This is a genomic window from Massilia atriviolacea (assembly GCF_003953935.1).
Classification (GTDB): domain Bacteria; phylum Pseudomonadota; class Gammaproteobacteria; order Burkholderiales; family Burkholderiaceae_D; genus Telluria_A; species Telluria_A atriviolacea.
This window is the reverse complement of sequence record NZ_RXLQ01000023.1, coordinates 60,147-85,581: the sequence shown is the minus strand read 5'-3', so window position 1 is coordinate 85,581 and position 25,435 is coordinate 60,147. Positions and strand designations below refer to the sequence as shown.

31 protein-coding genes are annotated in these 25,435 nt (G+C 66.8%); 23 read left to right on the top strand and 8 right to left on the bottom strand.

Annotated elements, in window-relative coordinates; translation table 11 throughout:
* From EJB06_RS28600 to fliK, 3 genes are all read left to right on the top strand, one after another.
* Nucleotides 1–410 (top strand): flagellin (locus EJB06_RS28600; RefSeq protein WP_267876918.1); only part of this gene is annotated, 410 nt, incomplete at its 5' end.
* Between the two features lie 211 nt (nucleotides 411–621).
* Entirely contained in the window at nucleotides 622–1,482 is an 861-nt protein-coding gene (locus tag EJB06_RS28595; RefSeq protein ID WP_126077436.1) for a flagellin N-terminal helical domain-containing protein, read from the top strand.
* 95 nt (nucleotides 1,483–1,577) lie between these two features.
* Complete coding sequence (gene fliK, locus EJB06_RS28590; RefSeq protein ID WP_164558061.1) at nucleotides 1,578–2,507, top strand: flagellar hook-length control protein FliK; 930 nt, start codon at nucleotides 1,578–1,580, stop codon at nucleotides 2,505–2,507.
* A 76-nt stretch (nucleotides 2,508–2,583) separates the two neighbouring features.
* On the opposite strand, the gene EJB06_RS28585 is transcribed toward fliK, so the two are convergent.
* The 7 genes from EJB06_RS28585 to EJB06_RS28555 all read right to left on the bottom strand — a co-directional run bounded on the left by EJB06_RS28585 (nucleotide 2,584) and on the right by EJB06_RS28555 (nucleotide 8,948).
* On the bottom strand, nucleotides 2,584–4,671 hold the full coding sequence (locus EJB06_RS28585) for a flagellar biosynthesis protein FlhA (RefSeq protein WP_126077434.1): 2,088 nt from the start codon (nucleotides 4,669–4,671) through the stop codon (nucleotides 2,584–2,586).
* A complete protein-coding gene (locus tag EJB06_RS28580; protein ID WP_126077433.1) occupies nucleotides 4,668–5,810 on the bottom strand; it encodes an EscU/YscU/HrcU family type III secretion system export apparatus switch protein in 1,143 nt (380 codons plus the stop codon). The genes EJB06_RS28585 and EJB06_RS28580 overlap by 4 nt, the downstream gene beginning before the upstream one ends.
* Nucleotides 5,803–6,579 carry a flagellar biosynthetic protein FliR gene (gene fliR, locus EJB06_RS28575; RefSeq protein WP_126077432.1) on the bottom strand — a complete coding sequence of 259 codons (777 nt, stop codon included), beginning with the start codon at nucleotides 6,577–6,579 and terminating at the stop codon, nucleotides 5,803–5,805. The genes EJB06_RS28580 and fliR overlap by 8 nt, the downstream gene beginning before the upstream one ends.
* Before the next feature lie 6 nt (nucleotides 6,580–6,585).
* Complete coding sequence (gene fliQ / locus EJB06_RS28570) at nucleotides 6,586–6,855, bottom strand: flagellar biosynthesis protein FliQ (protein ID WP_126077431.1); 270 nt, start codon at nucleotides 6,853–6,855, stop codon at nucleotides 6,586–6,588.
* An 85-nt stretch (nucleotides 6,856–6,940) separates the two neighbouring features.
* Nucleotides 6,941–7,705 (bottom strand): flagellar type III secretion system pore protein FliP, encoded by a 765-nt coding sequence (gene fliP / locus EJB06_RS28565; protein ID WP_126077430.1) that lies wholly within the window; start codon nucleotides 7,703–7,705, stop codon nucleotides 6,941–6,943.
* A complete protein-coding gene (locus EJB06_RS28560) occupies nucleotides 7,702–8,013 on the bottom strand; it encodes a FliM/FliN family flagellar motor switch protein (RefSeq protein WP_126077441.1) in 312 nt (103 codons plus the stop codon). The genes fliP and EJB06_RS28560 overlap by 4 nt, the downstream gene beginning before the upstream one ends.
* A gap of 80 nt (nucleotides 8,014–8,093) precedes the next feature.
* A complete protein-coding gene (locus EJB06_RS28555; protein WP_229427338.1) occupies nucleotides 8,094–8,948 on the bottom strand; it encodes a hypothetical protein in 855 nt (284 codons plus the stop codon).
* A gap of 510 nt (nucleotides 8,949–9,458) precedes the next feature.
* Between EJB06_RS28555 and fliE the strand changes: the two genes are divergently transcribed.
* Genes fliE through EJB06_RS28470 form a run of 17 tightly spaced genes read left to right on the top strand, consistent with a single transcriptional unit; the run spans nucleotide 9,459 to nucleotide 23,093 of the window.
* Nucleotides 9,459–9,761: a flagellar hook-basal body complex protein FliE gene (fliE, locus tag EJB06_RS28550; protein WP_126077440.1), complete on the top strand. Its 303-nt coding sequence runs from the start codon at nucleotides 9,459–9,461 to the stop codon at nucleotides 9,759–9,761.
* A 43-nt stretch (nucleotides 9,762–9,804) separates the two neighbouring features.
* On the top strand, nucleotides 9,805–11,541 hold the full coding sequence (fliF, locus tag EJB06_RS28545; RefSeq protein WP_370660158.1) for a flagellar basal-body MS-ring/collar protein FliF: 1,737 nt from the start codon (nucleotides 9,805–9,807) through the stop codon (nucleotides 11,539–11,541).
* Nucleotides 11,522–12,550, top strand: a complete 1,029-nt coding sequence (locus tag EJB06_RS28540; protein ID WP_126077428.1) for a flagellar motor switch protein FliG — start codon at nucleotides 11,522–11,524, stop codon at nucleotides 12,548–12,550. The genes fliF and EJB06_RS28540 overlap by 20 nt, the downstream gene beginning before the upstream one ends.
* The gene (fliH, locus tag EJB06_RS28535; protein ID WP_126077427.1) at nucleotides 12,547–13,233 is read left to right on the top strand and encodes a flagellar assembly protein FliH; all 687 of its coding nucleotides are present in this window, start codon (nucleotides 12,547–12,549) and stop codon (nucleotides 13,231–13,233) included. The genes EJB06_RS28540 and fliH overlap by 4 nt, the downstream gene beginning before the upstream one ends.
* Complete coding sequence (fliI, locus tag EJB06_RS28530; protein WP_126077426.1) at nucleotides 13,230–14,546, top strand: flagellar protein export ATPase FliI; 1,317 nt, start codon at nucleotides 13,230–13,232, stop codon at nucleotides 14,544–14,546. Before fliH ends, fliI begins: the two co-directional genes overlap by 4 nt.
* Nucleotides 14,543–14,977 (top strand): flagellar FliJ family protein, encoded by a 435-nt coding sequence (locus tag EJB06_RS28525; RefSeq protein WP_126077425.1) that lies wholly within the window; start codon nucleotides 14,543–14,545, stop codon nucleotides 14,975–14,977. Before fliI ends, EJB06_RS28525 begins: the two co-directional genes overlap by 4 nt.
* Nucleotides 14,978–15,022: 45 nt before the next feature.
* Nucleotides 15,023–16,405: a flagellar filament capping protein FliD gene (gene fliD / locus EJB06_RS28520; RefSeq protein ID WP_126077424.1), complete on the top strand. Its 1,383-nt coding sequence runs from the start codon at nucleotides 15,023–15,025 to the stop codon at nucleotides 16,403–16,405.
* An 11-nt stretch (nucleotides 16,406–16,416) separates the two neighbouring features.
* A complete protein-coding gene (gene fliS, locus EJB06_RS28515; RefSeq protein ID WP_126077423.1) occupies nucleotides 16,417–16,806 on the top strand; it encodes a flagellar export chaperone FliS in 390 nt (129 codons plus the stop codon).
* Nucleotides 16,799–17,122, top strand: coding sequence for a hypothetical protein (locus EJB06_RS28510; protein WP_126077422.1), 324 nt, complete (start codon nucleotides 16,799–16,801; stop codon nucleotides 17,120–17,122). Before fliS ends, EJB06_RS28510 begins: the two co-directional genes overlap by 8 nt.
* Nucleotides 17,119–18,435 carry a flagellar hook-length control protein FliK gene (locus tag EJB06_RS28505; protein ID WP_126077421.1) on the top strand — a complete coding sequence of 439 codons (1,317 nt, stop codon included), beginning with the start codon at nucleotides 17,119–17,121 and terminating at the stop codon, nucleotides 18,433–18,435. Before EJB06_RS28510 ends, EJB06_RS28505 begins: the two co-directional genes overlap by 4 nt.
* A complete protein-coding gene (locus tag EJB06_RS28500; RefSeq protein ID WP_126077420.1) occupies nucleotides 18,432–18,893 on the top strand; it encodes a flagellar basal body-associated FliL family protein in 462 nt (153 codons plus the stop codon). The genes EJB06_RS28505 and EJB06_RS28500 overlap by 4 nt, the downstream gene beginning before the upstream one ends.
* A 12-nt stretch (nucleotides 18,894–18,905) precedes the next feature.
* Complete coding sequence (locus EJB06_RS28495; RefSeq protein WP_229427337.1) at nucleotides 18,906–19,703, top strand: FliA/WhiG family RNA polymerase sigma factor; 798 nt, start codon at nucleotides 18,906–18,908, stop codon at nucleotides 19,701–19,703.
* A gap of 57 nt (nucleotides 19,704–19,760) precedes the next feature.
* Nucleotides 19,761–20,693 carry a flagellar motor stator protein MotA gene (gene motA, locus EJB06_RS28490; protein ID WP_126077419.1) on the top strand — a complete coding sequence of 311 codons (933 nt, stop codon included), beginning with the start codon at nucleotides 19,761–19,763 and terminating at the stop codon, nucleotides 20,691–20,693.
* Nucleotides 20,677–21,633: a flagellar motor protein MotB gene (locus tag EJB06_RS28485; RefSeq protein WP_126077418.1), complete on the top strand. Its 957-nt coding sequence runs from the start codon at nucleotides 20,677–20,679 to the stop codon at nucleotides 21,631–21,633. Before motA ends, EJB06_RS28485 begins: the two co-directional genes overlap by 17 nt.
* A gap of 2 nt (nucleotides 21,634–21,635) precedes the next feature.
* Nucleotides 21,636–21,956, top strand: coding sequence for a flagellar biosynthesis anti-sigma factor FlgM (flgM, locus tag EJB06_RS28480; RefSeq protein ID WP_126077417.1), 321 nt, complete (start codon nucleotides 21,636–21,638; stop codon nucleotides 21,954–21,956).
* A complete protein-coding gene (flgN, locus tag EJB06_RS28475) occupies nucleotides 21,953–22,381 on the top strand; it encodes a flagellar export chaperone FlgN (RefSeq protein ID WP_126077416.1) in 429 nt (142 codons plus the stop codon). Before flgM ends, flgN begins: the two co-directional genes overlap by 4 nt.
* Nucleotides 22,368–23,093 carry a glycoside hydrolase family 73 protein gene (locus EJB06_RS28470; RefSeq protein ID WP_126077415.1) on the top strand — a complete coding sequence of 242 codons (726 nt, stop codon included), beginning with the start codon at nucleotides 22,368–22,370 and terminating at the stop codon, nucleotides 23,091–23,093. Before flgN ends, EJB06_RS28470 begins: the two co-directional genes overlap by 14 nt.
* Before the next feature lie 13 nt (nucleotides 23,094–23,106).
* Here the strand turns inward: EJB06_RS28470 and flgA are convergent, their stop codons facing one another.
* Nucleotides 23,107–23,811: a flagellar basal body P-ring formation chaperone FlgA gene (gene flgA / locus EJB06_RS28465; RefSeq protein ID WP_229427335.1), complete on the bottom strand. Its 705-nt coding sequence runs from the start codon at nucleotides 23,809–23,811 to the stop codon at nucleotides 23,107–23,109.
* Between the two features lie 134 nt (nucleotides 23,812–23,945).
* On the opposite strand from flgA, the gene flgB reads away from it, so the two are divergent.
* From flgB to EJB06_RS28450, 3 genes are read left to right on the top strand one after another with little or no spacing between them, the layout of a single operon-like run.
* Nucleotides 23,946–24,311 carry a flagellar basal body rod protein FlgB gene (flgB, locus tag EJB06_RS28460; protein WP_126077413.1) on the top strand — a complete coding sequence of 122 codons (366 nt, stop codon included), beginning with the start codon at nucleotides 23,946–23,948 and terminating at the stop codon, nucleotides 24,309–24,311.
* Nucleotides 24,312–24,313: 2 nt separating this feature from the next.
* Complete coding sequence (flgC, locus tag EJB06_RS28455) at nucleotides 24,314–24,733, top strand: flagellar basal body rod protein FlgC (protein ID WP_126077412.1); 420 nt, start codon at nucleotides 24,314–24,316, stop codon at nucleotides 24,731–24,733.
* Nucleotides 24,734–24,737: 4 nt separating this feature from the next.
* The gene (locus tag EJB06_RS28450) at nucleotides 24,738–25,433 is read left to right on the top strand and encodes a flagellar hook capping FlgD N-terminal domain-containing protein (protein WP_126077411.1); all 696 of its coding nucleotides are present in this window, start codon (nucleotides 24,738–24,740) and stop codon (nucleotides 25,431–25,433) included.
* Nucleotides 25,434–25,435: the final 2 nt, after the last annotated feature.

The window sequence follows — 25,435 nt, the reverse complement described above, 5'->3', positions numbered from 1 at the left end:
AGATCGGTTCGAGCACCAGCGAAAAGATGACGGTCAACCTGGCCACCGACATGACCGCCCTGAACACCGCCATCGGCGCCACCAGCGGCACCTACACCACCCCGGGCACCCCGGGCACCGAACTGACCGCCACCGCCAACGCCACCATCGACCTGCTCTCGACCGCGCTGGCCTCGATCGGCACCGTGCGCTCGGCACTGGGCGCCTCGGCCAACCGCCTGGAACACGTCTACAACAACCTGTCGAACATCAGCACCAACAGCAAGGCCGCCACCGGCCGCATCATGGACGTCGACTTCGCCAGCGAAAGCTCGAAGATGACCACCAACCAGATGCTGCTGCAGGCCGGCACCGCCATGCTCAAGCAGAGCAACAGCATGTCCTCGATGGTCATGTCGCTGCTGCAGTAATCCTGACCCCGTCAGCAAGGATGCCCGGCAGAGTGCGCCGGGCGCCGTTCCAGCCAGCCCTCACCGGCTGGCTTTTTTTATGCGCGAAAAATAGTTTGTTTAATTTCTTTGCGGCACTTAATGCGCCCGGCCAAACGGTCGTCTTGTACTGGTAAGAGCATGCGAGAACGCGGCTCCGACAGTCCCTCCCCCCCATACCTGGAGTTCGATCATGCTGAGTCTGCACACAAACAACGCCGCATTGTCCGCACAAAATTCGATCAACCGTACCCAAGGCAGCCTGTCGACCTCGATGACCCGCCTGTCGACCGGCTACCGCATCAATTCCTCGATGGACGACGCGGCCGGCCTGCAGATCGCCACCCGCCTGAAAGCCCAGACCAGCGGCATGGCCGTTGCGATGCGCAACACCCAGAACTCGACCTCGATGCTGCAAACGGCCGAAGGCGCGCTCGACGAAGTGAGCAACATGCTGGTGCGCATGAAGGACCTGGCCACGCAAGCGGCCGACGCCTCCTCGACCGCCGCCGACAAGACCGCCATGCAATCGGAATACGACGCCCTCGGCACCGAACTGAACAACGTACTCAACAACACTACCTTCGGCGGCGCCAAGCTGCTCGTCGGCGGCACCATCGCGTCCTCGATGACTTTCCAGATCGGTTCGAGCACCAGCGAAAAAATGACGGTCGACCTGTCGGCCAGCATGACCACCCTGGGCACCGACGTCGGCGCCACCACCGCCAACTACGCCGCCCCGAACACGGTCGGCACCGAACTGACCGCCGCCGGCTCGGCCTCGACCACGATCGACAAGCTCTCGACCGCGCTGGCCTCGATCGGCACCGTGCGCTCGGCGCTGGGCGCCTCGGCCAACCGCCTGGAACACGTCTACAACAACCTGTCGAACATCAGCACCAACAGCAAGGCCGCCACCGGCCGCATCATGGACGTCGACTTCGCCAGCGAAAGCTCGAAGATGACCACCAACCAGATGCTGCTGCAGGCCGGCACCGCCATGCTCAAGCAGAGCAACAGCATGTCCTCGATGGTCATGTCGCTGCTGCAATAACACAGGGCTGGGCCGCCGGCGCTGGCGCCGGGCGCCGACCGAGCCAGCCGGCATACCGGCTGGCTCTTTTTTTATCCTGACCTTGCGTGAACGCCATGTCTTCCATCCCTACGCTACCGCTCGGCGCGACGACGATTGCCCCGCTGGCGCCGCTGCGGCTGCTGCCGGCGCCGGCCTCGGGCGCGCCCGCGGTGGCCATGCCGCTGCCGGTGTCGGAACCGCTGGCCGCGCCCCCATCGTCGGGCGCCGCGGGCCCGTCCGGCGGCCTGCCGGCCAACCTCGGCGAAAGCGCCTCGATGCGGGCCGACCAGGTCTTCATGGCGCGCCAGATGGCCTGGCCGGTGCTCGACGGCGCCGCCCTGGCCAGCGCCTGGCGCACCATGGTGCGCAACTATGCGGCCCAGCTGGCCACCCTGCAGCAGCAGGGACGGGCCCAGTTCATGCCGGGGAGTCTGCTGATGTCGGGCGTGCAGCAGGCCCTGCAGGCGAGCACGGTGGCGCAGCCGGCCACCCTGCTGTGGCATCCGGAAGCCTGGCGTTTCGTGCTGCCGGGCGCGGGCGGCCAGCAACTGGCGCTGCGCCTGCTGACCGGCCTGCCCGATCCGCCGCCCAGCCGGCGCCGGCGCGCCAAGGCGGCCCTGCGCCTGGACGTGATGCTGGCCGACGGCAGCCGTGCCACGGTGCAGCTGGAACTGATGGAGGGGGTGGTGATGGAACTGGCGGCCGAGCACCCGCGCGCGGTGGCGCTGCTGCGCCACGCCCTGCCGGCCCTCAAGGAAGCGATCGAAACGGCGGGCCTGCGCCTGGTGCGCGCCAGCGTGCGCCAAGGCATCTGGCCGGGCAAGCCCTTGCAGCAGTACTCCTCGCAGGTCAGCGCGGCCCTGCCGCCGGCCCTGTTCCGCGCCATGGCCGAAGTGGCGCTGCTGCTGGCCAAGACCACCCGGACCGAGCCGGCGACGACCGTGCGGTTTACCGAGAATCCCTTGCCGGGGACGATGCCCTATGCCGAAGACGGATTCGGCTAAAACGCGGTCACGTTTCCTGACCGGGGCCAGAGCCCGGAGCGCTGACCCCGGTCAGGAACGCTTTGGCGGATGCCATTTAACCGACGGTGCCGACGATGCTCACATCGCGGTTTTCGGGAATCTCGTTGTACGAGAGGACATGCAGCCCCGGCGCGAACAGGCGGGCGTAGCGCGCCAGCAGCGGCCTGATTTGCGGCAGCACCAGCAATAGCGGCGTACTCTGCTGCTGCTTCATCTGCTCGCGCGCCACCGGCATGTTCAACTGCAGTTGCGAGAGCAGCTGCGGATCGATCGGGAAGTTATCGAGCGCGACCTTGCCGCCCTGGCGCGCCTGGTTCAGCGAACCGAGCAGCATATTTTCCAGCTCGGCCGACAGATTGAACGCCGGCATTTCCTTCTTCTTGCCGAACAAGGCCGTCACGATCTGGCGCCGCAGCGCGCAGCGCACTTCGGCCGCCAGCAGGATCGGGTCCTTGGTGGTTTCCGAACTGTCGAGCAAGGTGGTGCCGATCACCACGATATCCTTGAGCGAGACATTTTCCGCCAGCAGCACCCGGAACACCCGCAGCAGCTGGGTATGCGTCATGGCCTTGTCCAGCGCCGAGGCCAGCTTGGGCGACAGCGCCGTCATCCGTTCCAGGATGGCCGGCACGTCTTCATGGCGGAACAGGTCGGGCAGGTAATCGCGCACCACCTTCGAGCAATGGGTGGCGATCGCGCTCGGCACCTCGACCACCTGGTAGCCCAGCCCCAGCGCATGCGCCTTTTCGGTCGGGGCGATCCAGGTAATGGCCATGCCGTAGGCCGGTTCGATTCCCGGAATGCCGTCCAGCTGGCCGTACACCGAGGGCGAGGCAATCGCCATCAGGCATTCCGGCACCACTTCGGCTTCGGCCACCACCGTGCCGCTGAGCATGATCGCATACTGGGTCGGGCGCAGCGACAGGTCGTCGCGCACCTGGATCGGCGGCAGCAGCAAGCCCATCGCTTCCGACAGGCTCTGGCGCACGCCCTTGATGCGCTTGGTCAAGGGCTCGCCCTGGGCCGCGTCCACCAGCCCGACCAGCCTGTAGCCGACCGCCACCGTCAGCGCCTGCACCGCCGGCAGGTGCTGCCATTCGAGCTCGGGCGTGCGGTCCTCGCGCAGGGCCGCTTCGATCGCGGCCACCCCGGCCTGGTCGGGCGCCTTGACCATCCGGCCCAGGCGCCAGCCCACATAGCCGAGCACCACGGCGAAGATGCCGAACATCATCCACGGCATGCCCGGCACCATGGCCAGCACCAGCATCATGCCCGATGCGCTGTACAGCACCGCCGGGGACGCCAGCAGCTGGCCGCCGACCTGCTGTTCGAAGTCGCCCGAATCGCTGATCCGGGTCACCAGGATCGCCGCCGCGGCCGACAGCAGCAGCGCCGGGATCTGGGCCACCAGGCCGTCGCCGATGGTCAGCAGCGCGTACAGGCGGAAGGCGTCGCCGAAGGACAGGTCGTGCATCAGCGCGCCGATGGCCACGCCGCCCACCATATTGATGATCAGGATCAAAATACTGGCGACCGCGTCGCCGCGCACGAACTTCGAGGCGCCGTCCATGGCGCCGTAGAAGTCGGCTTCGGCGGCCACGTCGCGCCGCCGCACCTGGGCTTTTTCCTGGTTGATCAGGCCGGCGTTGAGGTCGGCGTCGATGGCCATCTGCTTGCCCGGCAGCGCGTCCAGGGTGAAACGCGCCGAGACTTCCGAAATCCGTTCGGCGCCCTTGGTCACCACCGCGAAGTTAATGATCATCAAGATCACGAACACCACGAAGCCGACCACGAAATTGCCGCCGATAACCACGTTCGCGAACGCTTCGATCACCTTGCCGGCCGCGTCGCTGCCCTCGTGGCCGTGCAGCAGCACCACCCGGGTCGAGGCCACGTTCAGGGTCAGCCTGAGCATGGTGGTGCCGAGAATCACGCTCGGGAACACCGAGAAATCGAGCGGCCGCCTGGCCGAGACCGACACCAGGATGACGATCAGGGCCAGCACGATATTGAAGGTAAACAGCACGTCGAGCAGCACCGGCGGCAGCGGCAGGATGATCATCGACAGGATGACCAGCAAGAACACCGGTGTGGCAAATTTATGCCGTTTCAACTCGCTCAGCAGGCTGTTCAAAAAACTCATGTGGAGGGAACCTCACTCAGATGAGATGGCACGACCACCTCGTTAGGGAAACGGGGCGGCGCGGTGCGCCGGCCGGCACGGAAAGCGTTCAGTTGCAGCACATAGTTGAGCACCTGCGACACGGCCTGGTACAGCTGGGCCGGAATTTGTTGCTGGACCTGGCTGGTATTGTAGATCGCGCGCGCCAGCGGCGGCAGCGCCAGTGTCTCGATGTTGTGCTTGCTGGCGATCTGGCGGATGTACAGGGCCATCTCGTCGACGCCCTTGGCCACCACGAAGGGCGCTTCGGCGCGCCCGGCATCGTACTTGAGCGCGACCGCGTAGTGTTCCGGATTGACGATCACGACGTCGGCCGTGGGCACGGTCTTGTTCACGCTGCGGCGCGCCATCTGCTGCTGCAGCTGGCGGATGCGCTGGCGCACTTCGGGCTTGCCTTCGCTGCTCTTGTGTTCTTCCTTCTGGTCGTGCTTGCTCATGCGCTGGTTGCGCGCGAACAAAAACGCCTGCACCGGCACGTCGAGCACGGCGAACATGACGAACACCATGCACATCGCCATCAGGGCGTCGAGCATCAGCCCGGCGCCGGCCGGCAGCGCCGCGCTGAGCGGCATCTTTTGCAGTTCCACGAAAGCATTCATGCTGGAACGGCTCACATGCACCAGCACCCAGCCCAGCACGACGGCCTTGCCGACCGAGGTGGCCACGCCGATGCCGTGCTTGGCGGTAAACAGATTGCCCAGGTTCTTGGCCGGCGACAGGCGGTCCATCTTGGGCGCCATGTTCTTGGTGCTGATCACCCAGCCGCCGGGAATGAGCGAGGACAGCACCACCGCGAACGGCACGCCCAGCAGCGGCAGCACCATGCTCACCAGCAGCCACATGGCACTGGTGAAGATGGTCGAGCTCAGGTTTTCGATGGCGCCGTCGGCGCCGAGCGGGATGAACACCAGGTCGAACAGGCTGCGGAAGGAATCCAGGTAGCTCGGCAGCATCATGGAAAACAGTTTCAGGCTGGCCAGGATGCCGATCGCCGTGGCCAGGTCGCGCGAGCGCACCACCTGCCCTTCCTCGCGCGCCTTGCGCAGCTTTTGCTGCGAGGCCTTTTCGGTCTTGTCGCCACCGCTCGCGTCGTCAGCCATGGGCCGCTTTCATCTGTTGGTCGATCAGTTCCAGCACCTGGTTACTCATTGCAATGTAGTGTTCGGGAATGAAGCGCACGATCTGGATCAGCATCATCAGGCCGAACAGGGTGGTCAGCGAAAAGCCCAGCGAAAACAGGTTCAGCGAGGGCGCCACCCGGTTCAGCAAGCCGAAGCCGAGCTGCACCACCAGGGTCGAAAACACGATCGGCAGCGCCAGCAGCATGGCGGCCGAAAAAATCCAGGCCGCCTTCAGCGCCACCGTGGAGAGCAGCAGCGGAGCGTAGCTTGCGCCCACCGGCCAGGCCTTGAAACTCGACGCCAGCACGCCGGTCAGCACCAGGTGGCCGTCGATGGCGAAAAACACGATGATCGCCAGCAGCGACAGCATGCCCGAGACCACGTCGGAGGCGGTGCCGTTGACCGGATCGTTCATCTGCGCCATCGAAAAGCCGATCTGGCTCGAAATCAGGTAACCGAGCACGTTGATGATCGACATCGAAAAATGCATGGCCAGCCCCAGCACCCCGCCGATCACGGCTTGCTCCAGGGTGGTGGCCACGCCCATCACCGAAAACGGATCGACCGCCGCGTTGCCCGGCGAAAAAGGCAGCATCAGGAAGGCCAGCACCAGCGCCAGCAGCACGCGCACCGGCAGCGGCACCAGGATGTCGCCCACCACCGGCGCCGCCGAGAGCAGCGCCAGGTTGCGCACGAAGGGCCACCACAGGGCGTTCAGGAAGGGCAACAGGTAGCCGGCCAGCTCCATGCGCCGTCAGCCGACCAGGGCGGCGGCGCGCTGGAATACGGACACGCAGTAATCCATCAGGTAGGCCGTCATCCAGTGCCCGGCCAGGATCACCGCCAGCAGGGTCACCAGCAGGCGCGGCAGGAAGCTCAGGGTCTGCTCGTTGATCTGGGTGGCGGCCTGCACCAGCGCCACCAGCAGGCCCGTGATCAGGCCCGGCACCACCAGCACCAGCACCATCAGCATGACGATCTGCAAGGCGCCGACCATCAGGTCGACTGCCACGTCGGGCGTCATCGCGCTTCTCCCATGCCTGTTCCCATGCCTGTTCCCATGCTTGTTCCCCTGCTTGTGCCCATGCTCTTTCCCATGGCTCGCTTCGTCAAAACGGTCGTATGCTGCCGACCAGGGTGCTCACGGTCAGGGTCCAGCCATCGACGAGCACGAACAGCAGCAGCTTGAAGGGCAAGGAAATGACCAGCGGCGAGAGCATCATCATGCCCATCGCCATCAGCACCGAGGACACCACCAGGTCGATGATCAGGAACGGAATGAACAGCATGGCGCCGATTTGGAACGCGGTTTTCAGTTCGCTCAGCACGAAGGCGGCCAGCTTGACCGTGAAGGCGCGCTGCTGCGGCGCCATCTCGGCCGGCTCGCCCGCCAGGCGCGCGACCTGGGCCAGCGCCGCCTTGCTGGTCTGGGCCAGCATGAAGCGCGAGAGCGGCACTTCGGCCACCTTCAGCGCGTCCTGCATGCCGATCTTGTCCTGGTCGTAGGGGAGGAAGGCGTCGCGCCAGATCTGGTCGCCGACCGGCCGCATCACCAGCAGGGTGAGGATCAGGGCCACCCCGGTGATGATCCGGTTCGGCAAGCCCTGCTGCAGGCCGAGCGCCTGGCGCAGCAGCGAGAGCACGATCACGAAGCGGGTGAAGCAGGTCATCATCATGACCATGATGGGCAGCAGCCCAAGCAAGGTCATCAGGACCAGCACCTGCGACTTGACCGTCAGGTCGGTCTTGGCGCCCGGGATCACCCCGGCCAGCAAGTCCTGGGCCGCGGCCGGTGCCGAGCACAGCAGGCCGGCGGCCAGCAGGCCCGCCAGCCCCGCCAGCGCGCGGTCGCGGCCGCGAGCGCCGCCTGTCATGCGGTGAGCAAGTCCAGGTCCAGGCCATCGAGATCGATGACCTTGAGCCCGTACTGTTCGCCGGCCACCACCACTTCGGCGCGCCCGATCGGGGTGCCGTTGACCTTGATCACCAGCGGTTCGCCGGCCAGCACGTCGAGCGCGATCACGCTCGCTGGCCCGATCGCCATCAGTTCCTGCAGCGAAATCCGGGCCGAGCCCACTTCCAGGGTCAGGGTCACGGGAATCTTGCGCATCATCTGCGGCAGGTCGCGCTGCGGCCGCTTGTCGGCCGGGCGCGCGCTATCGATACCGGAGGGCACGCCCATCACCGGTTCGTCGATGATCAATTCTTCGTCGATTCCGGCGGCCGGATCGGGAGCCTGGAGTTCGTTCTCGTTGATTTTCATTAGTCGCTATCTTCAAAAGAGGTTAAGCACAGCGTACCGTTATGCTCGGTTACCGCGGCGGTAAATAAACGCGACTCGGCCAGCAAGACATCGGCCCGGCCCACCGTCACCGGGATGATGTCGCCCAACTTCAGGGCGAACAGCGCTTCGAGCGTGATTTCCTTGCTCACCAGGCGCCCGTCCAGGGTCACTTGCAGCGCCGTGCCGAGCGCCACGCTGGCCTGCGCCGTGCGTTCGCGCGCGCGCTCGGGCGTGAGCCCCTGCAGGACGCGCGCCACCATCTCCTGGTCCAGCGCCAGCCACAGCTGCCCGCATTCGCCGCCCTGCGACCGGCGCAAGGTGATCCCGAGCGTCCAGCCGCCCGCTGCGGGCGGGGGCGGCGGCACGCTGCCTGGCACCAGCTCGCCGGATGGCGTGGCAGCTTCATTATGCGCCCGCGCAAGGTTTGCATCCACCCGTCTTGCAAGTACCGAGGCTAATTGTTGACCTAACACAACTGCGAGGCGTTCTTCCGTGGCCGTCACGCGCACCGTGGCCGGGTCGACCGCCGGCGCCGGGGCGGCGCCACGGCGGCCGTAGCGCTGGTTCAGCACACTGAGCAGGAGCGAACGTTCGAGCGCGAAGGCGACATTGCCGGCACTGCCTTCGAAGGCCAGCCAGCGCCCGCTGCGGCCGGGGTCGGGGGCGCCGACAAAGCCGGCCGCTTCGAGCTGGAAGCCATCCCAGTAACGGCGCAGCGCCGGCTGGCGCAAAGCGCCCGCCACATCCTCCGCAAACTGGGCCGCAAACTGGGGCAACAGGTGCACCGGGCGGCCCAGCAGGCGGGGGTCGAGCACTTGCGGTGAAGTTGGCAAGTTTGTCTTATTTATCATGGTCATAAGTAACTCGGCAAGTGCGTGGCAAAGAGGGCAACTCTTTGTTTTGTTTGAGGAAAACAGTATATCAGAGCATCTTTATTTGATGGATTTAATTTCCAAGTGGCACTATAATTGCCTTGCGGTAAGTGGTTATTTGGTTCTGTAGAGCAATTATTTCCGGAAAATGGCTCAAGTTCCGACCGTCCCGCCCGTTACCAACAGTAAGCGATATCGTTAGGCATTTCGACACCTTTGCACCTCTTCCAAGAGCTTTAGGGAAATTTGTTGGTTTTACCCGACTCAGCAATAAATTTTTTTGCCGTCGAGCATGTTTTCGTTTGGAATCGCGGCACGGAACGCGCACACTGAGCGCTTCACCGTTCAGGCCGGTAACGACAGAAAAATCGTCGTAACTGTTTGATTATGAACAAAAAATTATGCAGGGATGACAACATGGAAGTCGGAAATACAACACTCGATACGCTCGCCAGCCAGCTCAAGTCGGAGATGAAAATCCTGGCCAACGATGCCGGCCAGCTGGCTGCCCAGGCCAATCCTGCGGCAGGCAACGGCCAGCAGTTGCCCGCCGGCTTTTCCTTCACCCAAAGCATGAAGGATGCGCTCGACAGCGTGAACCGTCAGGACGCCGCCGCCGGCCAGAAAATGAACGATGTCGACAGCGGCAAGAGCGACGACCTGGTCGGCGCCATGCTGGCCAGCCAGGAAGCGAGCCTGTCCTTCTCGATGCTCATGCAAGTGCGTAACAAGGTCATGGGCGCGATGGACGAGCTGATCAAGCTGCCAGTCTGAGCCGCCGTTTGCGAACCCACCCTCACCACGGGACACCATCAGCGTGATTGCCTCTCTCAAATCCACCTTCGCCGGGCGCATGGGCGCCATGCCCTCGCTGCCGCCAGCGCTGCGCAACAACCTGACCCCGATGCTGGTGCTGGCGATCGCCATCACGGCCGCCGTCATGATGTACCTGTGGAGCGACCAGGCCGCCTACAAACCGGTGTTCGGCGCCAACGAGCGGGTCGCCTCGGGCGACATGATGGCCGTGCTCGACGCCGACCAGATTCCTTACCGCCTGCATCCGGACACCGGCCAGCTGCTGGTGCCCTCCTCGCAGCTGGGCAAAGTGCGCATGCTGCTGGCCGCCAAGGGCGTCACCGCCCAGCTGCCGGCCGGCCTGGAACTGATGGACAAGAACGATCCGCTGGGCGTGTCGCAGTTCGTGCAGGACGTGCGCTTCCGGCGCGGCCTGGAAGGCGAACTGTCGCAGAGCATCCTCTCGCTCGACGCCATCGCCTCGGCCCGGGTGCACCTGTCGATCGCCCGTTCCACCTCGTTCGTGGCCAGCGACGGCGAAAAATCGTCGGCCTCGGTGGTGGTGGCGGTCAAGCCGGGCCGCACCCTGGCCCCGGAACAGATCGCCGCGATCATCAATATGGTCTCCGGCAGCGTCGCCAGCCTGTCGCCGCAGCGCGTCAGCCTGGTCGACCAGGCCGGCAACTACCTGTCCTCGCGCATCGACCTGGCCGACGGCTTCGACGGCGCGGCCCAGGGGCTCGATGCCAACGCCAAGAAATACCAGGACCAGGTGCGCGGCAATGTGAATGAACTGCTCGGTCCGGTTTTGGGCGCCGACAATTTCAAGCTCAGCGTCACCGCCGACGTCGACAACGACAAGATCGAGGAAACCAGCGAAAAATACGGCGACGCCCCGAAAGTGACCAGCGAAGCGGTGCGCGAAGAGCAGGAAAAGAACCGCATGGCGATGGGCGTGCCGGGCACCCTGTCGAACCGTCCGCCGGCCCTGCCCGATCCCCAGGCCGGCGCGCCGGGCGCGGCCGGCGCCCCGGCTGCCGACGACGGCAGCGCGCGCAAGAACGCCAGCACGCGCCAGTACGCCTACGACCGCAACATCACCCAGATCAAGCGCAGCCGTGGCCGCCTGCGCAAGCTCAGCGTGGCCGTGGTGCTGAACAATAACGTGGCCGCCGCCAAGACCGGCTGGACCGCCGCCGAACTGGCGAATATCGAAAAAACCCTGCGCAGCGGCCTCGGCATCAACGCCGAACGCGGCGATGTGCTGGCGGTCTCGGCCATGACCTTCCCGGTCCAGCCGGCCGCCGCCCCATGGTGGCAGGAACGCGACAACGTGGTCGACATGAGCAGCTGGGCGGCCTGGGCGGTGGGCATCCTGCTCGGCTTCCTGCTGATCGTCCGTCCGCTGCTGCGCCTGCTGACGGTGCGCCTGGCCCCGCCCGCCGCCGTGGCCGGCGACGCCGCCCTGCTGGCCGGTCCTCCCGGTTCGGCCGGCGCCGCCACCGCGGTGGCCGGTCCGGCCATGCGTGCCGGCGACCTCAGGGTGGGCGACGCGACTGCCGTGGGCGCCGGCGCGGTCCCGGCCCTGGGCGCGCCGCTGCCGATGGTGCCTTTGCTGGAAAACTACGATCTTCCCCCTGCCGGCTCGGCAGTCGATGTGATGGTCGATCACCTGAAAGTCCTCGCTGCCAAGGAACCGGAGCGGGTCGCCGAAGTCGTCAAACAATGGATGCAGAAAAATGGCCGAACTGGACAATAACGTGGAAGCCGAAGAGGCGCCTGGACTGACCCCTGTCGAGCAGGCCGCCATCGTGCTGCTCAGCATCGGCGAAGAGCCTGCCGCCGCCGTGCTGCGCTGCCTCGACCGCGAGGAATTGCTGGAAGTGACGCAAGTGATGTCGCGCATGAGCGGCATCAAGGTCGATTCCGTGCGCATCGCCATGCAAACCTTCTTCGACGATTACCGCCAGCAGTCGGGCGTGCACGGCGCCTCGCGCAGCTACCTGAAGCGCTCGCTCGACCTGGCGCTCGGCAGCGACATCGCCAACAGCGTGCTCAACAACATCTACGGCGATGCCATCCGCCCGATGATGGCGCGCCTGCAGTGGGCCTCGCCGAAATGGCTGGCCGACTACATCGCCAACGAGCACGTGCAGATGCAAGCCGTGTTCCTGGCCTTCGTGCCGCCGGCCCTGGCCGGCCAGATCCTGGACGCCCTGCCGCTCGAAGGCCGCGACCTGGTGCTGCTGAACCTGGCGCGCCTGGACGAGATCGACCGCGACCTGCTGACCGAACTGGAAGAGCTGGTGACCCGCTGCCTGGGCGCGCTCGACACCCAGAGCGCCAGCGTGGAAGGGATCCGCCAGGTTGCCGAGATCCTCAACCGCTTGCCGGGCAACCGCGCCGGCATGGTCGAACTGCTGCGCGCCCACGATCCGGAAGTCGTGTCCGAGATCGAAATGAGCATGTACGACTTCCTGATCCTGTCGCGCCAGACCGAGGCCACGATCACCCGCATCCTCGACGACGTGCCGCTGGAACAGTGGGCGATCGCGCTCAAGGGCGCCGAACCGGCGATCCGCGATGCGATCCTGACCACCATGCCGCGCCGCCAGGCCCAGAACTTCGACGACCTGCTGCGCCGCGCCGGCCCGGTGCCGCTGTCGCGCATCGAGCAGACCCGCAAGGACATCATGGCAACCGTGAAGCAGCTGGCCGACAACGGCGAGATCGAAGTGCAACTGTTCGCCGAGGCAGTCGTAGAATGAAACATTTCCGCCCCTACCATTTCCCGCCGCTGTCGCAGCTCGACGCGCTCGGCGCCGCCCGTTCCTCCGAGGCGGCCGGCGAGTGGCAGAACGCGGTCGAAGAAGGCTACCAGCAGGGGCAGCGCGAGGGCTACGAAACCGGCCTGTCGAACGGCCGCGACGACGGCTTCGCGGCCGGCCGCGCCGAGGGCCTGGCCAGCGGCCAGCAGCAAGCCATGCAGGAAACCCAGGCCCGCTTCGAGCAGCTGGCCGGCCCGCTCGACTCGCTGTTCGGCCAGCTGACCCAGATGGTCGAGGAATTCCGTTCGGCCCAGCGCAAGGAAGTCGTCGACCTGGTCGGCAAGGTGGCGCGCCAGGTGATCCGCGCCGAACTGGCCCTGCAGCCGGTGCAGTTGCTGGCGCTGGTGGACGAAGCGCTGGCGGCCATGCCGCCGACCCGCGACCGCATCGAAGTGTGCCTCAATCCGGAAGAACTCAAGCGCATCACCGAACTCGATCCGGTGCGCGCCGCCAAGTGGACCCTGCTGCCCGACCCCTCGCTGGAAGCGGGCGAATGCCGCGTGCGCGCCGGCGACAATGAAGTCGACGCCGGTTGCCAGGGCCGCCTGGCCAACTGCATGGCGCAGGTCAGCGAACAATTGCTGCCCGCCGCCGAACGCGTGCTCGACGAGGTCGCGGCATGAGCAAGCTGGCCGATTCCCTGCGCACCGTCGAGCTCGAAGACGTGCCGGTCGCGATCCCGACCGGCCGCCTGGTCGGCGCCTCGGGCCTGCTGCTGGAATCGGCCGGCTGCCGCCTGCACACGGGCCAGCGCTGCCGCATCGAAACGGTGGACGGCGACTGGCTCGATGCGCAGGTGGTCGGTTTTCGCGAACGCCTGTCCTTCCTGATGCCGTTCAAGCAAGCCATTGGCCTGACCACGGGCGCGCGCGTGCTGCCCAGCCCGACCGCCGCCACCCTGCAGATCGGCCCGTCGTGGCTGGGACGCATGGTCAACGGCCTGGGCGAGCCGATCGACGGCCTGGGCCGCCTGGGCGGCGAACACCGCCTCGAGATGACGCCGCCGCGCATCAATCCCCTGAAAAAACAGCCGGTGGTCGAGCCGCTCGACGTCGGCGTGCGCGCCATCAATTCCATGCTGACCATCGGCAAGGGCCAACGGGTCGGCCTGATGGCCGGCAGCGGGGTCGGCAAGTCCGTCCTGCTCGGCCTGATCACGCGCCAGACCGTGGCCGACGTGGTGGTGGTCGGCCTGATCGGCGAACGTTCGCGCGAAGTGCGCGAATTCGTCGACATGTCGCTCGGCCCGGACGGCCTGAAAAAAGCCGTGCTGGTGATCGCCCCGGCCGACGAATCGCCGCTGATGCGCATCCGCGCGACCGAACTGTGCCATGCGATCGCCGCCCATTACCGCGACCAGGGCCTGAACGTGCTGCTGCTGGTCGACTCGCTCACCCGCTACGCCATGGCGCTGCGCGAAGTGGCGCTGGCGCTGGGCGAGCCGCCGGCCACCAAGGGCTATCCGCCCTCGGTCTTCTCGGCCCTGCCGCAACTGGTCGAAAGCGCCGGCAACGGCGAGCACGAACTCGGCAGCATGAGCGCCATCTACACCGTGCTGGCCGAAGGCGACGACCAGCAGGACCCGGTGGTCGACACCGCGCGCGCGATTCTCGACGGCCACATCGTACTGACGCGCGAACTGGCCGAACGCGGCCACTACCCCGCCATCGACGTGGCCGCCTCGATCAGCCGCTGCATGGCCCAGGTGGTGCCGGCCGCGCACGCGCTGGCCGCGCGCAAGCTCAAAGCCGCGCTGGCGCGCCACGCCCGCGTGCGCGACCTGATTCCGCTGGGCGCCTACGTGCCCGGCGCCGACCCGGTGACCGACCACGCGGTGCGCCTGGAACCGCATATCGACGCCTACCTGTGCCAGGGCACCCGCGAAGCGGCGCCTTTGCCTGAATGCATTTCCCAACTGGAAGCGATGATGTCATGACCATCAAGAACACGATCGACAGCCTCGACACCCTGGTGCGCCTGCGCAGCACCAAGGTGGAAAAATTGCAGGCCGACATGGCAGCCCAGCAAGCCACCAAGGCGCGCTACCAGGCCAACCTGGCGCGCCTGGACAGCCTGGCCACCGGCAGCGGCGCCAGCGGCGCGCTGCCGCTGGCACTGGCGCTGAACTGCGGCCAGTACAAGCTGGCCGTGATCGCCCTGGCCGACAACCATCGCACCGACCTGAGCCTGCACGAAGCGACCATGGCCGTCTCGCAGCGCGCCCTGAACGACGCCTGGAGCGAGCGCCAGTTGCTGGGCCAGGTGCTGGAACAGAAAAAAGGCGTGGCCGAACTGGCCCGCAACCGGACCGAACGCAAGCGCGAAGACGACCTGGCCACGCAATCCTGGCTGGCCGGCCGCAAGTAATTCCACGCAAGCGCAACCCACTTTGAAGACACTCTGGAGATCCTGATGGCGACCATTGGCAACACTTACGATCCGGCCACCACCGCAGCAGGGCTGGCGACCAACTACACCTCGGCGCGCCAGAGCATCCTGACGGCCCAGACCAAGCAGGCCGGCGCCGCCGCCGCCGCGCTGAGCTCGCTGCGCTCGGCGATTTCGGGCTACCAGAGTTCCCTGCTGTCGCTGACCTCCGGCAAGACCATGCTGACCCAGGCCGCGACCTTCAGCAATCCGGCCATCGGCAGCGCCAGCGCCGGCGTCAACGCCACCGCCGGCAGCTACAGCTTTTTCGTCGAACGCCTCGCCACCGCCAACCAGGTCTCGTACAACGGCCTGGCCGACAGCGCGGCCGACGGCGGCAACCTCGGCATCACCATCGGCGGCGCGCCCGGCTTTTCGATCAACCTGGCCAGCGCCAACAGCGACGGCAACGCCACCCTGACCCCGCGCGAAATCGCCGCCGCCATCAATGCCGAGCCGACCAACAACGGGCGCGTGTCGGCCTCGATCGTCACCGTCAACGGCGTCACCCAGCTGATGCTGACCTCGAAGACGACCGGCGCGGCCGGCAATATCGCGCTCGACAGCGCCGCCGTCAACAACGCCGGCCTGAAAGCCGCGCTGTCCGCGCCGCCCACCCAGGTCGTCAGCGGCCAGGACGCCATCGTCTGGCTCGGCGCCGAAGGCAGCGGCACCAGGATCGAGCAAGCCTCGAACGTGTTTACCAACGTCGACGGCGTGACCATGACCTTCACCAAGGCCCAGGCCCCGGGCGACACGCCGGTCACCCTGACGGTCGCCAGCGACAACGCCGGCACCGTGGCCAAGGTGCAGAAATTCGTCGACGACTACAACAAGCTCAAGGCCGTGATCGACGCCATGGTGGCGCCGGGCGATCCGGCCAAGGGCGCGGCGCCGGGCGTGTTCGCCAACGACGGCGGGGTGCGCGTGCTGCAGGGCCGCATGGTCAGCATGTTGCGCGGCGCCAACGGTGCCGACAGCCTGGCCGCCTACGGCATCGTGGCCGCGCGCGACGGCAGCCTGACCCTGAACGCCACCCGCCTGACCAGCCAGCTGGCGGTCTCGCCGAAAGGGCTCGACACCCTGATCGGCAGCAGCGTCAACGGCGCCAGCAGCGGCATCGCCGGCAACCTCGACAGCTACCTGAAGGAATGGAGCAGCAGCACCGACGGCCAGCTCAAGCAGCGCCTGGAAGAAAACACCAAATTGCAGACCAGCCTGGTCAAGCGCCAGGACCAGCTCGACAAGCAGTACGACAGCGCCTACAAGCGCTATCTGATGCAATTTACCCAGTTGCAGACACTGCAAAGCCGGATGGCCTCCAACACATCGATGTTCGACGCACTGTTCGGCGATAAATCCAATTAAGAGAGGAAAAGATGTCCTATTCCGACGCTTACAGCGACTACCACTCGGTTAACCTCGATGCTCAGACGGCGCGTGCATCCCCGGTCGAGCTGGTACTGCTGCTGACCGACGGCCTGCTCGACGAGCTGGCCCGCGCGCGCGGCCACATCGTCGGCAAGCGCTACGAGCAAAAGGCGGTCAGCATCGACAAATGTGTCGAAATCATCAATGGACTGTCCAGCTCGCTGGACTTCGAGCAAGGCGGCGACGTGGTGGAAAACCTGGCACGACTGTACGACTTTTGCGCCGCGCGCCTGCATGGCGCCGGCATCAAGATGGACCCGGCCATGCTGGACGAAGTGGTCGAGATCCTCGGCACGATTCGCCAGGGCTGGCTTGGCGTGCAGGCGCGCAATGCCTAGGCGCGCCGCCCTGAATGCGCTGACGGCCGCCCTGGCCGCCGCCAGCAACGCGCGCGACTGGGTCGCGCTGGACCGCGCCGTCGGCGCCCTCGCCGCCCAGCTGCAGGTGCTGGCGGCCAGCGGCCCGTGGAGCGCGCCTGAACAAGGCGCGCTGCGGGCGCTGCGCGCCCAGCACGACAAGGCGGCCGAACTGTGCGCCGCCGAACTGGACGTGCTGGAAGCGCAAATGAACCACATGCACTCGAACAAAGCCGGGTTTATCGCCTACGCCCTCGACAACGACAATGACACCGACCGCTACCAGGCTACCCCATGATGCTCGCTAAGCTAACTCCTTCCCCTGCCGCTCCCGCCACGCCCGGCGCCGCCGCGCCGGCACCCGCCACGGCGGCGCCACCGGTCGCGCCCGGCACCCCGGCCGCGCCGGCCACCCCGTTCGCCAGCTGGCTGGCGTTCGACGCCCCCGTTGCCGGGACCGATGCCGCCCCGAGCGAGGGCGAGGACGCCGCGCCGGCCGAGACCCTGGCCGACCTGCCAGCGCTGGCCGAGGCCCCGGCCCTGCCGGTACTCGACCTGGACGCCGCCCCTACCCCGGCCATGACGATGAGCTCGCCATTCGGCATGAGCCTGCCGCCCGGCATCGTCCTGCCGCAAGCGATGGCGCTGCCTGTCACGCCAGCGCCTGCCGAGAGCGCCGCACCGCTCGCCGGCGCCGGCGCCCTTGCGCCGGCGACCGGCCTTGCCATTCCGCTCGCCAGCGCGCCGACCCTGCCGGCCGCGCCCTTCGCCCCGGTCCAGGCAGCGCTTCCGGCCGGCGCCGTCTCGTTCAGCTTCAGCACACCGGCGCCGGCCGCCGGCACCGATGCCGCCGCCGCCGACCGCGGCGCAGCCGATGACCGCGCAGCGGTCGCGCCAGCGGTCGCCGTGCCTGCGCCGGCCGTGGCCGCCGCAGCGCCAGCCCCCGCCCCACGCGCAGCGGTGCGCAACGCCGACAGCGGCATCGCCGGCGCGCCCGTGGCCCAGAAGACCGTCGCCGCCGGCGCGACCGGCGCAGCCCAGCCGTTCGCCGCCCCGCTCGACAGCATGCTGCGCAGCGACGCGCAAGTGAGCGGCGCCGCCAGCGTCATGGCCGGCGCCAACGCCCTCGGCGGCCAGGCCGCGACCATCGCCGCCCAGCCCGACGTGAAACTGCCGGCCAACCCGGCCGACTGGCAGCAGCCGCTGCGCGACGCGCTGGGCGAGCGCCTGCAGCTGCAACTGGGCCGCAACATCGACCAGGCCGTGATCCGCCTCGACCCGCCGCAACTGGGCCGCATCGAAATCGCCATCCGCCACGCCGCCGGCGGCGCGCTGGAAGTGAACATCAGCGCCACCAACAGCGAAGTGCGGCGCCAGCTGAACAATGTCAGCGACGCCATGCGCTCCGACCTGGCCCAGCGCCAGTTCAGCGATGTCGCCGTGACCATTACCGCAACCCCGCGCAGCGGCGCCGCCTTCGGCGAACAGCAGCAGGGCCGCGGACGCCAGCCGGAACGTGAGGCCGGCGACACCGATCCCGGCCGCGCCCTGGCCGAAGCGGGCCAGCCGTCCGCCACCTTCTCCCTGTCCGGCCGCGAGTTTGCAGCATGAAAAAATCGACCAAACTGATCATCGCCTTCGTGGTGCTCGGCGTGCTGGGCGCGGCCGGCGCCGGCGCGGCCCTGTACTTCAGGCAGCCGATGCCGACCAAGGACGGCAAGCCGGTCGCCGCCGAAGCGCCGAAGAAAAAGCCGGCCAAGTATGTCTCGCTCGACAAGGTCATCGTCATGCTGCGCCGCAGCCCCGGCGAGAACCAGGCCCACTACATCTCGACCGACCTGGTGCTGTCGACCACGGCCGAGCAGGAAAAGAAGGTCAAGGATGACCTGCCGATGCTGCGCAGCGTGGCTGTGCGCGCCCTCTCGGCGCACAGCGTGAGCGCGGCCCAGGGCATGACGGTCGAGCAATACGCCGAAGAGCTCAACAATACCTTCGCCGCCGTGTATGACAAGGACAAGGCCGAGAAGCCCTTTTCCGAAGTCATGATCGGCAAACTGATCATCGAATAGCCTGGGGATCCCGTGGCCTATCACGCCGACTACACCGACTGCACCGCCAGCGCCAGCTATATGGGCGGCCAGCCGCTGCCGCACGAGCCCGCCGACTACGGCAGCGCCTACGACGCCGGGCACGCGGCGCAGTACGCCCCCGTGCTGGACGCCCGCGAAGAGCAGCGCCAGCTGGTGGCCTATGCGCCGCTGGTCAAGCGCATCGTGCGCCAGCTGGGCGCCCAGGTGTCTTGCGTGATGGGGCGCGAAGACATGGAACAGATCGGCCTGATGGGCCTGCTCGAAGCGCTGCGCCGCTACGGCATGCCGGACGCCGGTTTCGGCAGCTTCGCCTCGCTGCGCATCCGCGGCGCGATCCTGGACGAACTGCGGCGCCAGGACTGGCGTCCGCGCGCGGTGCGCCAGGACAGCCACAAGATGCGCGACCAGGTGCGCGCCCTGACCCGCTCGCTGGGACGCGAGCCGAACGACCAGGAAGCGGCCAGCGCGCTCGGCCTCACGCCCGAAGCCTACGCCCAGTACCAGCTCGACGACGGCGCCGAACTGCTGCTCAGCTTCGACGAGATCTTGCAGGAAGCGGCGGAGCGGGCCCACAGCGCCCCCGGCCCGGAAGAACAGTTCGTGGTCCGGCGCAGCCTGGAACAGGCCCTGATGGCCCTGGACGAGCGCGAACAGCGGGTGATCCAGATGATTTACGAATTCGAACTGAGCTACAAAGAAGTGGCCGCCGTGCTCGATCTGTCGGATGCGCGCGTCTGCCAGCTCAACAAAGCGGCCCTGGCCAAGATGAAAGCAGCTCTCAAAGGCTGAACAGACCCGGTTTTCCCTCTTACCTAAGCACAACAAGTCTTACCAAAGGAATTTACTATGCAGCCATTAGTCGGCATCGCCATCGTTCTCGGCTGTATTTTCGGCGGTTTTGTCCTCATGGGCGGCACCTTCGACGCCATCTGGCACCCGGTCGAAATCCTGATCATCGCCGGCGGCGGCGCCGGGGCGCTGGTCCTGGGCAACCCCAACCACGTGCTCAAGGAATTGAGTACCCAGATGCGCAAGATCATCACGCGCAAGAAGCAGGGCTCGGAATTCCAGCGCCAGTTGTTGTTGTTGATGTATGAATTGCTGCAAACCGCCGCCGGCGGCCTGAAAGCCCTCGATGCCCACGTGGAAGATCCGGCCTCGAGCCCGCTGTTCCAGCGTTATCCGATGGTGCTGGAAGAGCCTAAACTATTGGCGTTTATTGTCGATAATTTCCGTCTGATGGCCATGGGTAAGATCAACGCCCACGAGCTGGAAGGGGTACTGGAGCAAGAACTGGAAGCCATTCACGAAGAGCTGACGCAGCCGTCCAAGTCGCTGCACAAGATCGCCGAAGCGATGCCCGGTTTCGGCATCCTGGCGGCGGTGCTCGGGATCGTGCTGGCGATGAACTCGGTGGCCGAGGGCGCCGACGCCGGCGCCATCTCGGCCAAGGTGGGCGCGGCGATGGTCGGCACCTTCCTCGGCATTTTCTTTTGCTATGGCGTACTCGACCCGATCAGCAACATGATGAAGCAGCTGGTGAACCAGGAAGCGTCCAACATGGAATGCGTCAAAGTCGTGCTGTGCACCCACGTGGCGGGCAAACCGGCCCTGCTGGCGATCGACGCCGGACGGCGCCTGGTGCAGCTCAACATCAAGCCGAGCTTCGCCCAGCTGGAAAGCTGGATCAACGCCATGGGCGGCGAAGGCGAGGAAGCCGCATCGCCGAAACGCCGCGCCACCGACAAGGCAGGAGACCAGCGTGCAAAAGCAGCATGATAAACATGACAAGCACGACGCGGCGATCATCGTCCGCGGCCGTGGCAAGGCGCACGAGGACGACCACGGCGGCGCCTGGAAAGTCGCCTTCGCCGACTTTTGCCTGGCGCTGCTGGCCCTGTTCCTGGTGCTGTGGCTGATGGCGGCACGCGACCAGCAAACCATGAAAGCCATGGTGCGCGAGCAGAACGGCAGCTATGCCGACGGCCAGGGCAACAAGCCGGAAATCGGCGGCGGCCCGCGCGGCAGCCTGATCGAGCGTTTCGCCATGCCCCACAGCGGCACCTCGCCGCACAAGGAAAACGGCGGCGAAGGCCCGAAAGTGCGCTACGACTCGCCGGCCGAACTGGCCGTGCTGTCGCGCCAGCTGGGCATCATGAGCGAGGAAGCCGGCTTGTCGAAGAACGTGGAAAGCGTGGTCACCCCCTACGGCCTGCGCGTCACCCTGCACGACACCGACCGCCAGGGCATGTTCCTGCTGGGCAGCGCGATGCCGACCGACCGCTTCGCGCGCCTGATGCGCCAGATGGGTCCGGTATTTGCAAAAATGGAAAACCAGATGCTGATCGTCGGCCACACCGATGCCCGCAAATATGCCGGCGACCAGGATGGCAACTCGAACTGGAGCCTGTCCAACGCACGCGCCATGGCGGCCCGCTCGCAGCTGCTGCAAGGCTCGATGCATCCGGACAGCGTGCTGCAGGTGGTGGGCATGGCCGACCGCGCCCCCTTCGACCCGGACAATACCGGCGCGGCCGTCAACCGCCGCATCGAAATGCTGATCCTGACGCGCAGCCAGGCCGATACCGTGGCCGCCATGTTCGGCGTGCCGGGCAAGAGCGAGGTCGGCGACGAAGCCGCGGTCGGCGGCAAGGGCTCGGTCGAGCAGCTGCGCGAGAAACTCAAGAACGTCCAGGGCGCCGACGCCCGGGCCAAATAATCATGACGATCCAATCCAAAAGCCGAGGTCCACGCATGAAAATCTCTTCCGGCGGCGCGTCCGCCGACGCGGCGGCGATCCAGCGCAGCAGCGCCGCCGTGGCGGCCGACGTCAAGACGCCGGCCGGCGCCGGCGTCGCCGCCCCCGCTGCCGCCCTGCAATCGGAAGTGCTGCAGCCGGCCATGGCCGCGCTGGCCGCCATGCCCGACATCGACCACGAGCGCGTGGCCCAGCTGCGCGACGCCCTGGCCAAGGGCGAGCTGCCGTTCGACCCGGCCCGCCTGGCCGGCCTGATCACCCGCTTCCACGGGGGCCAGGGATGAGCCGCATGACGCGCGAGCAGGCGATCGGCAAGCTGAGCGCCGGCGTCAGCGCCGACCTGGCAAGCTGCCAGGACATCCTGGCGCTGCTAGGCCGCCAGTTCGACGCCGCCCTGCGCCACCGCAGCGCCGAACTGACCGAGCTGGCCGCGCTGCTGGCGCCCCTGCTCGACGCCATGGAACAGCGGCGGGTGCAGCGCGTCACCCTGGTGCGCGCCCTGTGCGGCGCCACGGCCGGCATGGACACCCTGATCGCCACCCTGCCCGCAGCGCAGCGCGAGGCCCTGACGGCCGCGTGGCAGGCGCTGGAGCAACTGGTTATCGAATGCAAACGCTTGAATGTTCGCAACAGCGCCTTGCTGACCGAACAATTTTCCATCATGCAGCGCGTGCTGCACGGCGAGGAGACCCTGTATGAGGCACGCTGACTTCCCTACCGCCGGCATCAGCCCGACCGCGGCCACCCCATCCACGCGGCCGATGGCGGCGCTGGGCGGCGGCGCCGGTTTCGGCGGCGTCTACCAGTCGATGCAAAACGAGATCGCCGATTTCATCAGCCAGGGCAGCGCCGACAGCGGCATGTCCACCCTCAGCCCGCAAGGCCGCCTGCTGCAGGCGCGCCTGCAGGAGAACGAGGTTTCCCCGGCCGGCCTCGGCGGGGCCTTTGCCGAAGGTTCCGAACAACAAGCTTTTCTGGACCAGATCGCCCCGTGGGCGCGCGAAGCGGGCGAACGCCTGGGCGTGGCGCCGCAACTGGTGTCGGCCCATGCCGCGCTGGAATCGGGCTGGGGCCAGCGTCCGCTGCGCCAGCCCGAAGGCGCCAGCACCCACAACCTGTTCGGGATCAAGGCCGGTCCCGGCTGGCAGGGCGAGGTGTCGGACAACGCCACCACCGAATACGAACACGGCACGGCCGTCAGGAAAACCGAGCGCTTCCGCGCCTATCCGGACCAGGCCGCCGCTTTCCGCGACTACGCCCAGATGTTGCTGGACAACCCGCGCTACGCCGCCGCCATCGGCACCGGCAGCGATGCCGGCGCCTTTGCCCAGGGCCTGGCCAAGGGCGGCTATGCCACCGATCCGGCCTACGCCGCCAAGCTGACCAGGCTGGCCGCGCGCCTGCAGGGAGCGTCGGAGTGAGAGCGGGAATGCGCTACGGCTGCGCCGAACGCGCAATCTCGGCCGGCTCGACCGTGCCGGGCGCGATCACGCGCATGCGCACCACCCGGCCGTTGGCCAGGTTGCGCACCCGCACCAGCGCATGCAATGCGCCGGCGTCGAGCGCTTCGCCGGCGGTGCTGATTTCGAGCGCTTCGAAGCGCGCCAGCATCACCACCGCTTCGCCGCGCTTGACCAGGATCGGCGCGCTCAGCTGCGCCTGGCGCAGCACCTCGCCGGCCCGCAGCGAACGCCGCGTGGCTTGCCCGGTGGCCGCTTCGGCCGAGCCGATGGTGTCGCTCAGTGTCGTGACATCGCGCCTTTCCAGAGTGACATCTTGGGCGGTGAGCGTTTGCCCGGCCGCCAGCGGCGCGGCAGCGACCGCCACCAGCGCGCTGACCGATGCGCGCAGGACGTACTCGTACTTCCAGCCGCCCGCGTCCGGGCACAGCACGGCAAAGCGCATGCGCGCCGGCGTGCGCGTGTCGACCGCCTCGATCTCGACAGGCCTGGCACACGGCGGCGCGGCGCGTGGCGTTGCAACGTTGACAGTAAATTGCGCTTCCGCCAGGCCGGCCGTCTCGGCCTGGCGCGCCAGTTGCTCGCGCGCCGCCTGTTCCAGCCGCGTTGTTATCGATATTTCTTTAGAGAATGTGTTGCCCCAGGCTAATGAAATCAGCGCAGCGGCCGTTAACCGCAATACGCGAGCGTTGGTAGCGCGGCGGACCTCGAACATAAATAGCACCTTGGCAATCGTTGCGCACGACGCAAGGAACGCCGCACAGCCTCATTTTAACCAGATTCACCCTGCAGTTCATTCACGGAGGAAGCTTCATGTCGATTGATTTCCAAAAGGCACTTGGCGTGCACGCCGACGCGCTGCACTTGCGCGCCGACCGCACCCGCGTCCTGGCAGCCAACATTGCCAACGAAAACACGCCGGGATTCACGGCGCGCGACGTCGACTTCGGCGCCATGCTGCAGCAGCGAATCGAGAGCGAGGCCGACATGCCGGGCCTCGGCGCCGACGACCAGGCCGCCCTGTACCGGGTCCCCTACCACCCCAGCGCCGACGGCAATACAGTCGAAATCGGCGTCGAACAAGCCGCGTTCTCGCAGAACGCATCCGATTTCCAGACCAGCCTGACGTTCGTGAACATGCGGCTCAAGGGCCTGGCCAAAGCCATCGCAGGACAATAATCATGAGCTTTAAAGACATTTCCCAAATTGCAGGGTCGGCCATGGCGGCGCAGTCGGTGCGCCTCAATACCATCGCCAGCAACCTGGCCAACGCCGATTCGGTGTCCGGCTCGGAAGGCGAAACCTACCGCGCCCGCAAGCCGGTGTTCGCCGCCATGCTCGACGGCGGCTCCGGCAAGCTGCACGCCGGCAGCCGGGTGCAGGTGCTGGACGTGGTCGAATCGGCCGAACCGCTGCGCAAGGCCTACGAACCGGGCAATCCGGTGGCCAATGCCGACGGCATGGTGTTTTACCCGAACGTCAACCAGGTGGCCGAGATGACCGACATGATGTCGGCCTCGCGTGCTTTTGAAACCAATGTGGAAGTGCTGGGACGCATCAAATCGATGCAAGCCGGTCTCCTGCGACTCGGCGAAGGCTGATCCGATGCTTACCAATAACCTCAACGGCGCCAGCAACCAGACGGCCGCCAACGCCAGCACCGTCATCGGCCAGGCCCCGGCCAGCGAAACCCAGGACATGTTCACCAAATTGCTGGTGGCGCAGATCCGCAACCAGGATCCGCTGGAGCCGAGCGACCCGGCGCAATTCGTCAACCAGCTCTCGCAGCTGAGCCAGACCGAAGCGATGCAAAGCCTCGCCAAGCTCAACAGCACCAGCGCCAGTGTGCTGGAAAGCATCCAGACCCTGGCCCTGGGCGCCCAGGTCGGCTCCGACATCACGGTCGCCACCAGCAGCGTGCGCCTGGACGGCACGCCGCTCAAGGCCAGCATCACCCTGGGCGCGGCCAGCGCCACCAATACCGTGACCCTGACCGGCGCGGACGGGGTCAAGCACGACGTGCAGCTCGGTTCGCGCGGTTCGGGTCCGCAGACGTTTTCCATCGATCCGGTCGCGCTCGGTCTGGCGCCGGGCAAATACGATATCAAGGTACAAACGAGCGCCGGCGCGCAGGACGCCATCGACGTCATCGGCCGCCTGGACAGCGTGCGCATGTCGGCCGGTGGCGGCGTTATCCTCAAGGTGGCAGGAATCGGCGATGTTGCGCCGTCGTCCGTCACTGGCTTCAACGGCAAGTCCGGCGCATCGCTGGCGGCCGCCAACTCCTCCACCGCAAATTAAAG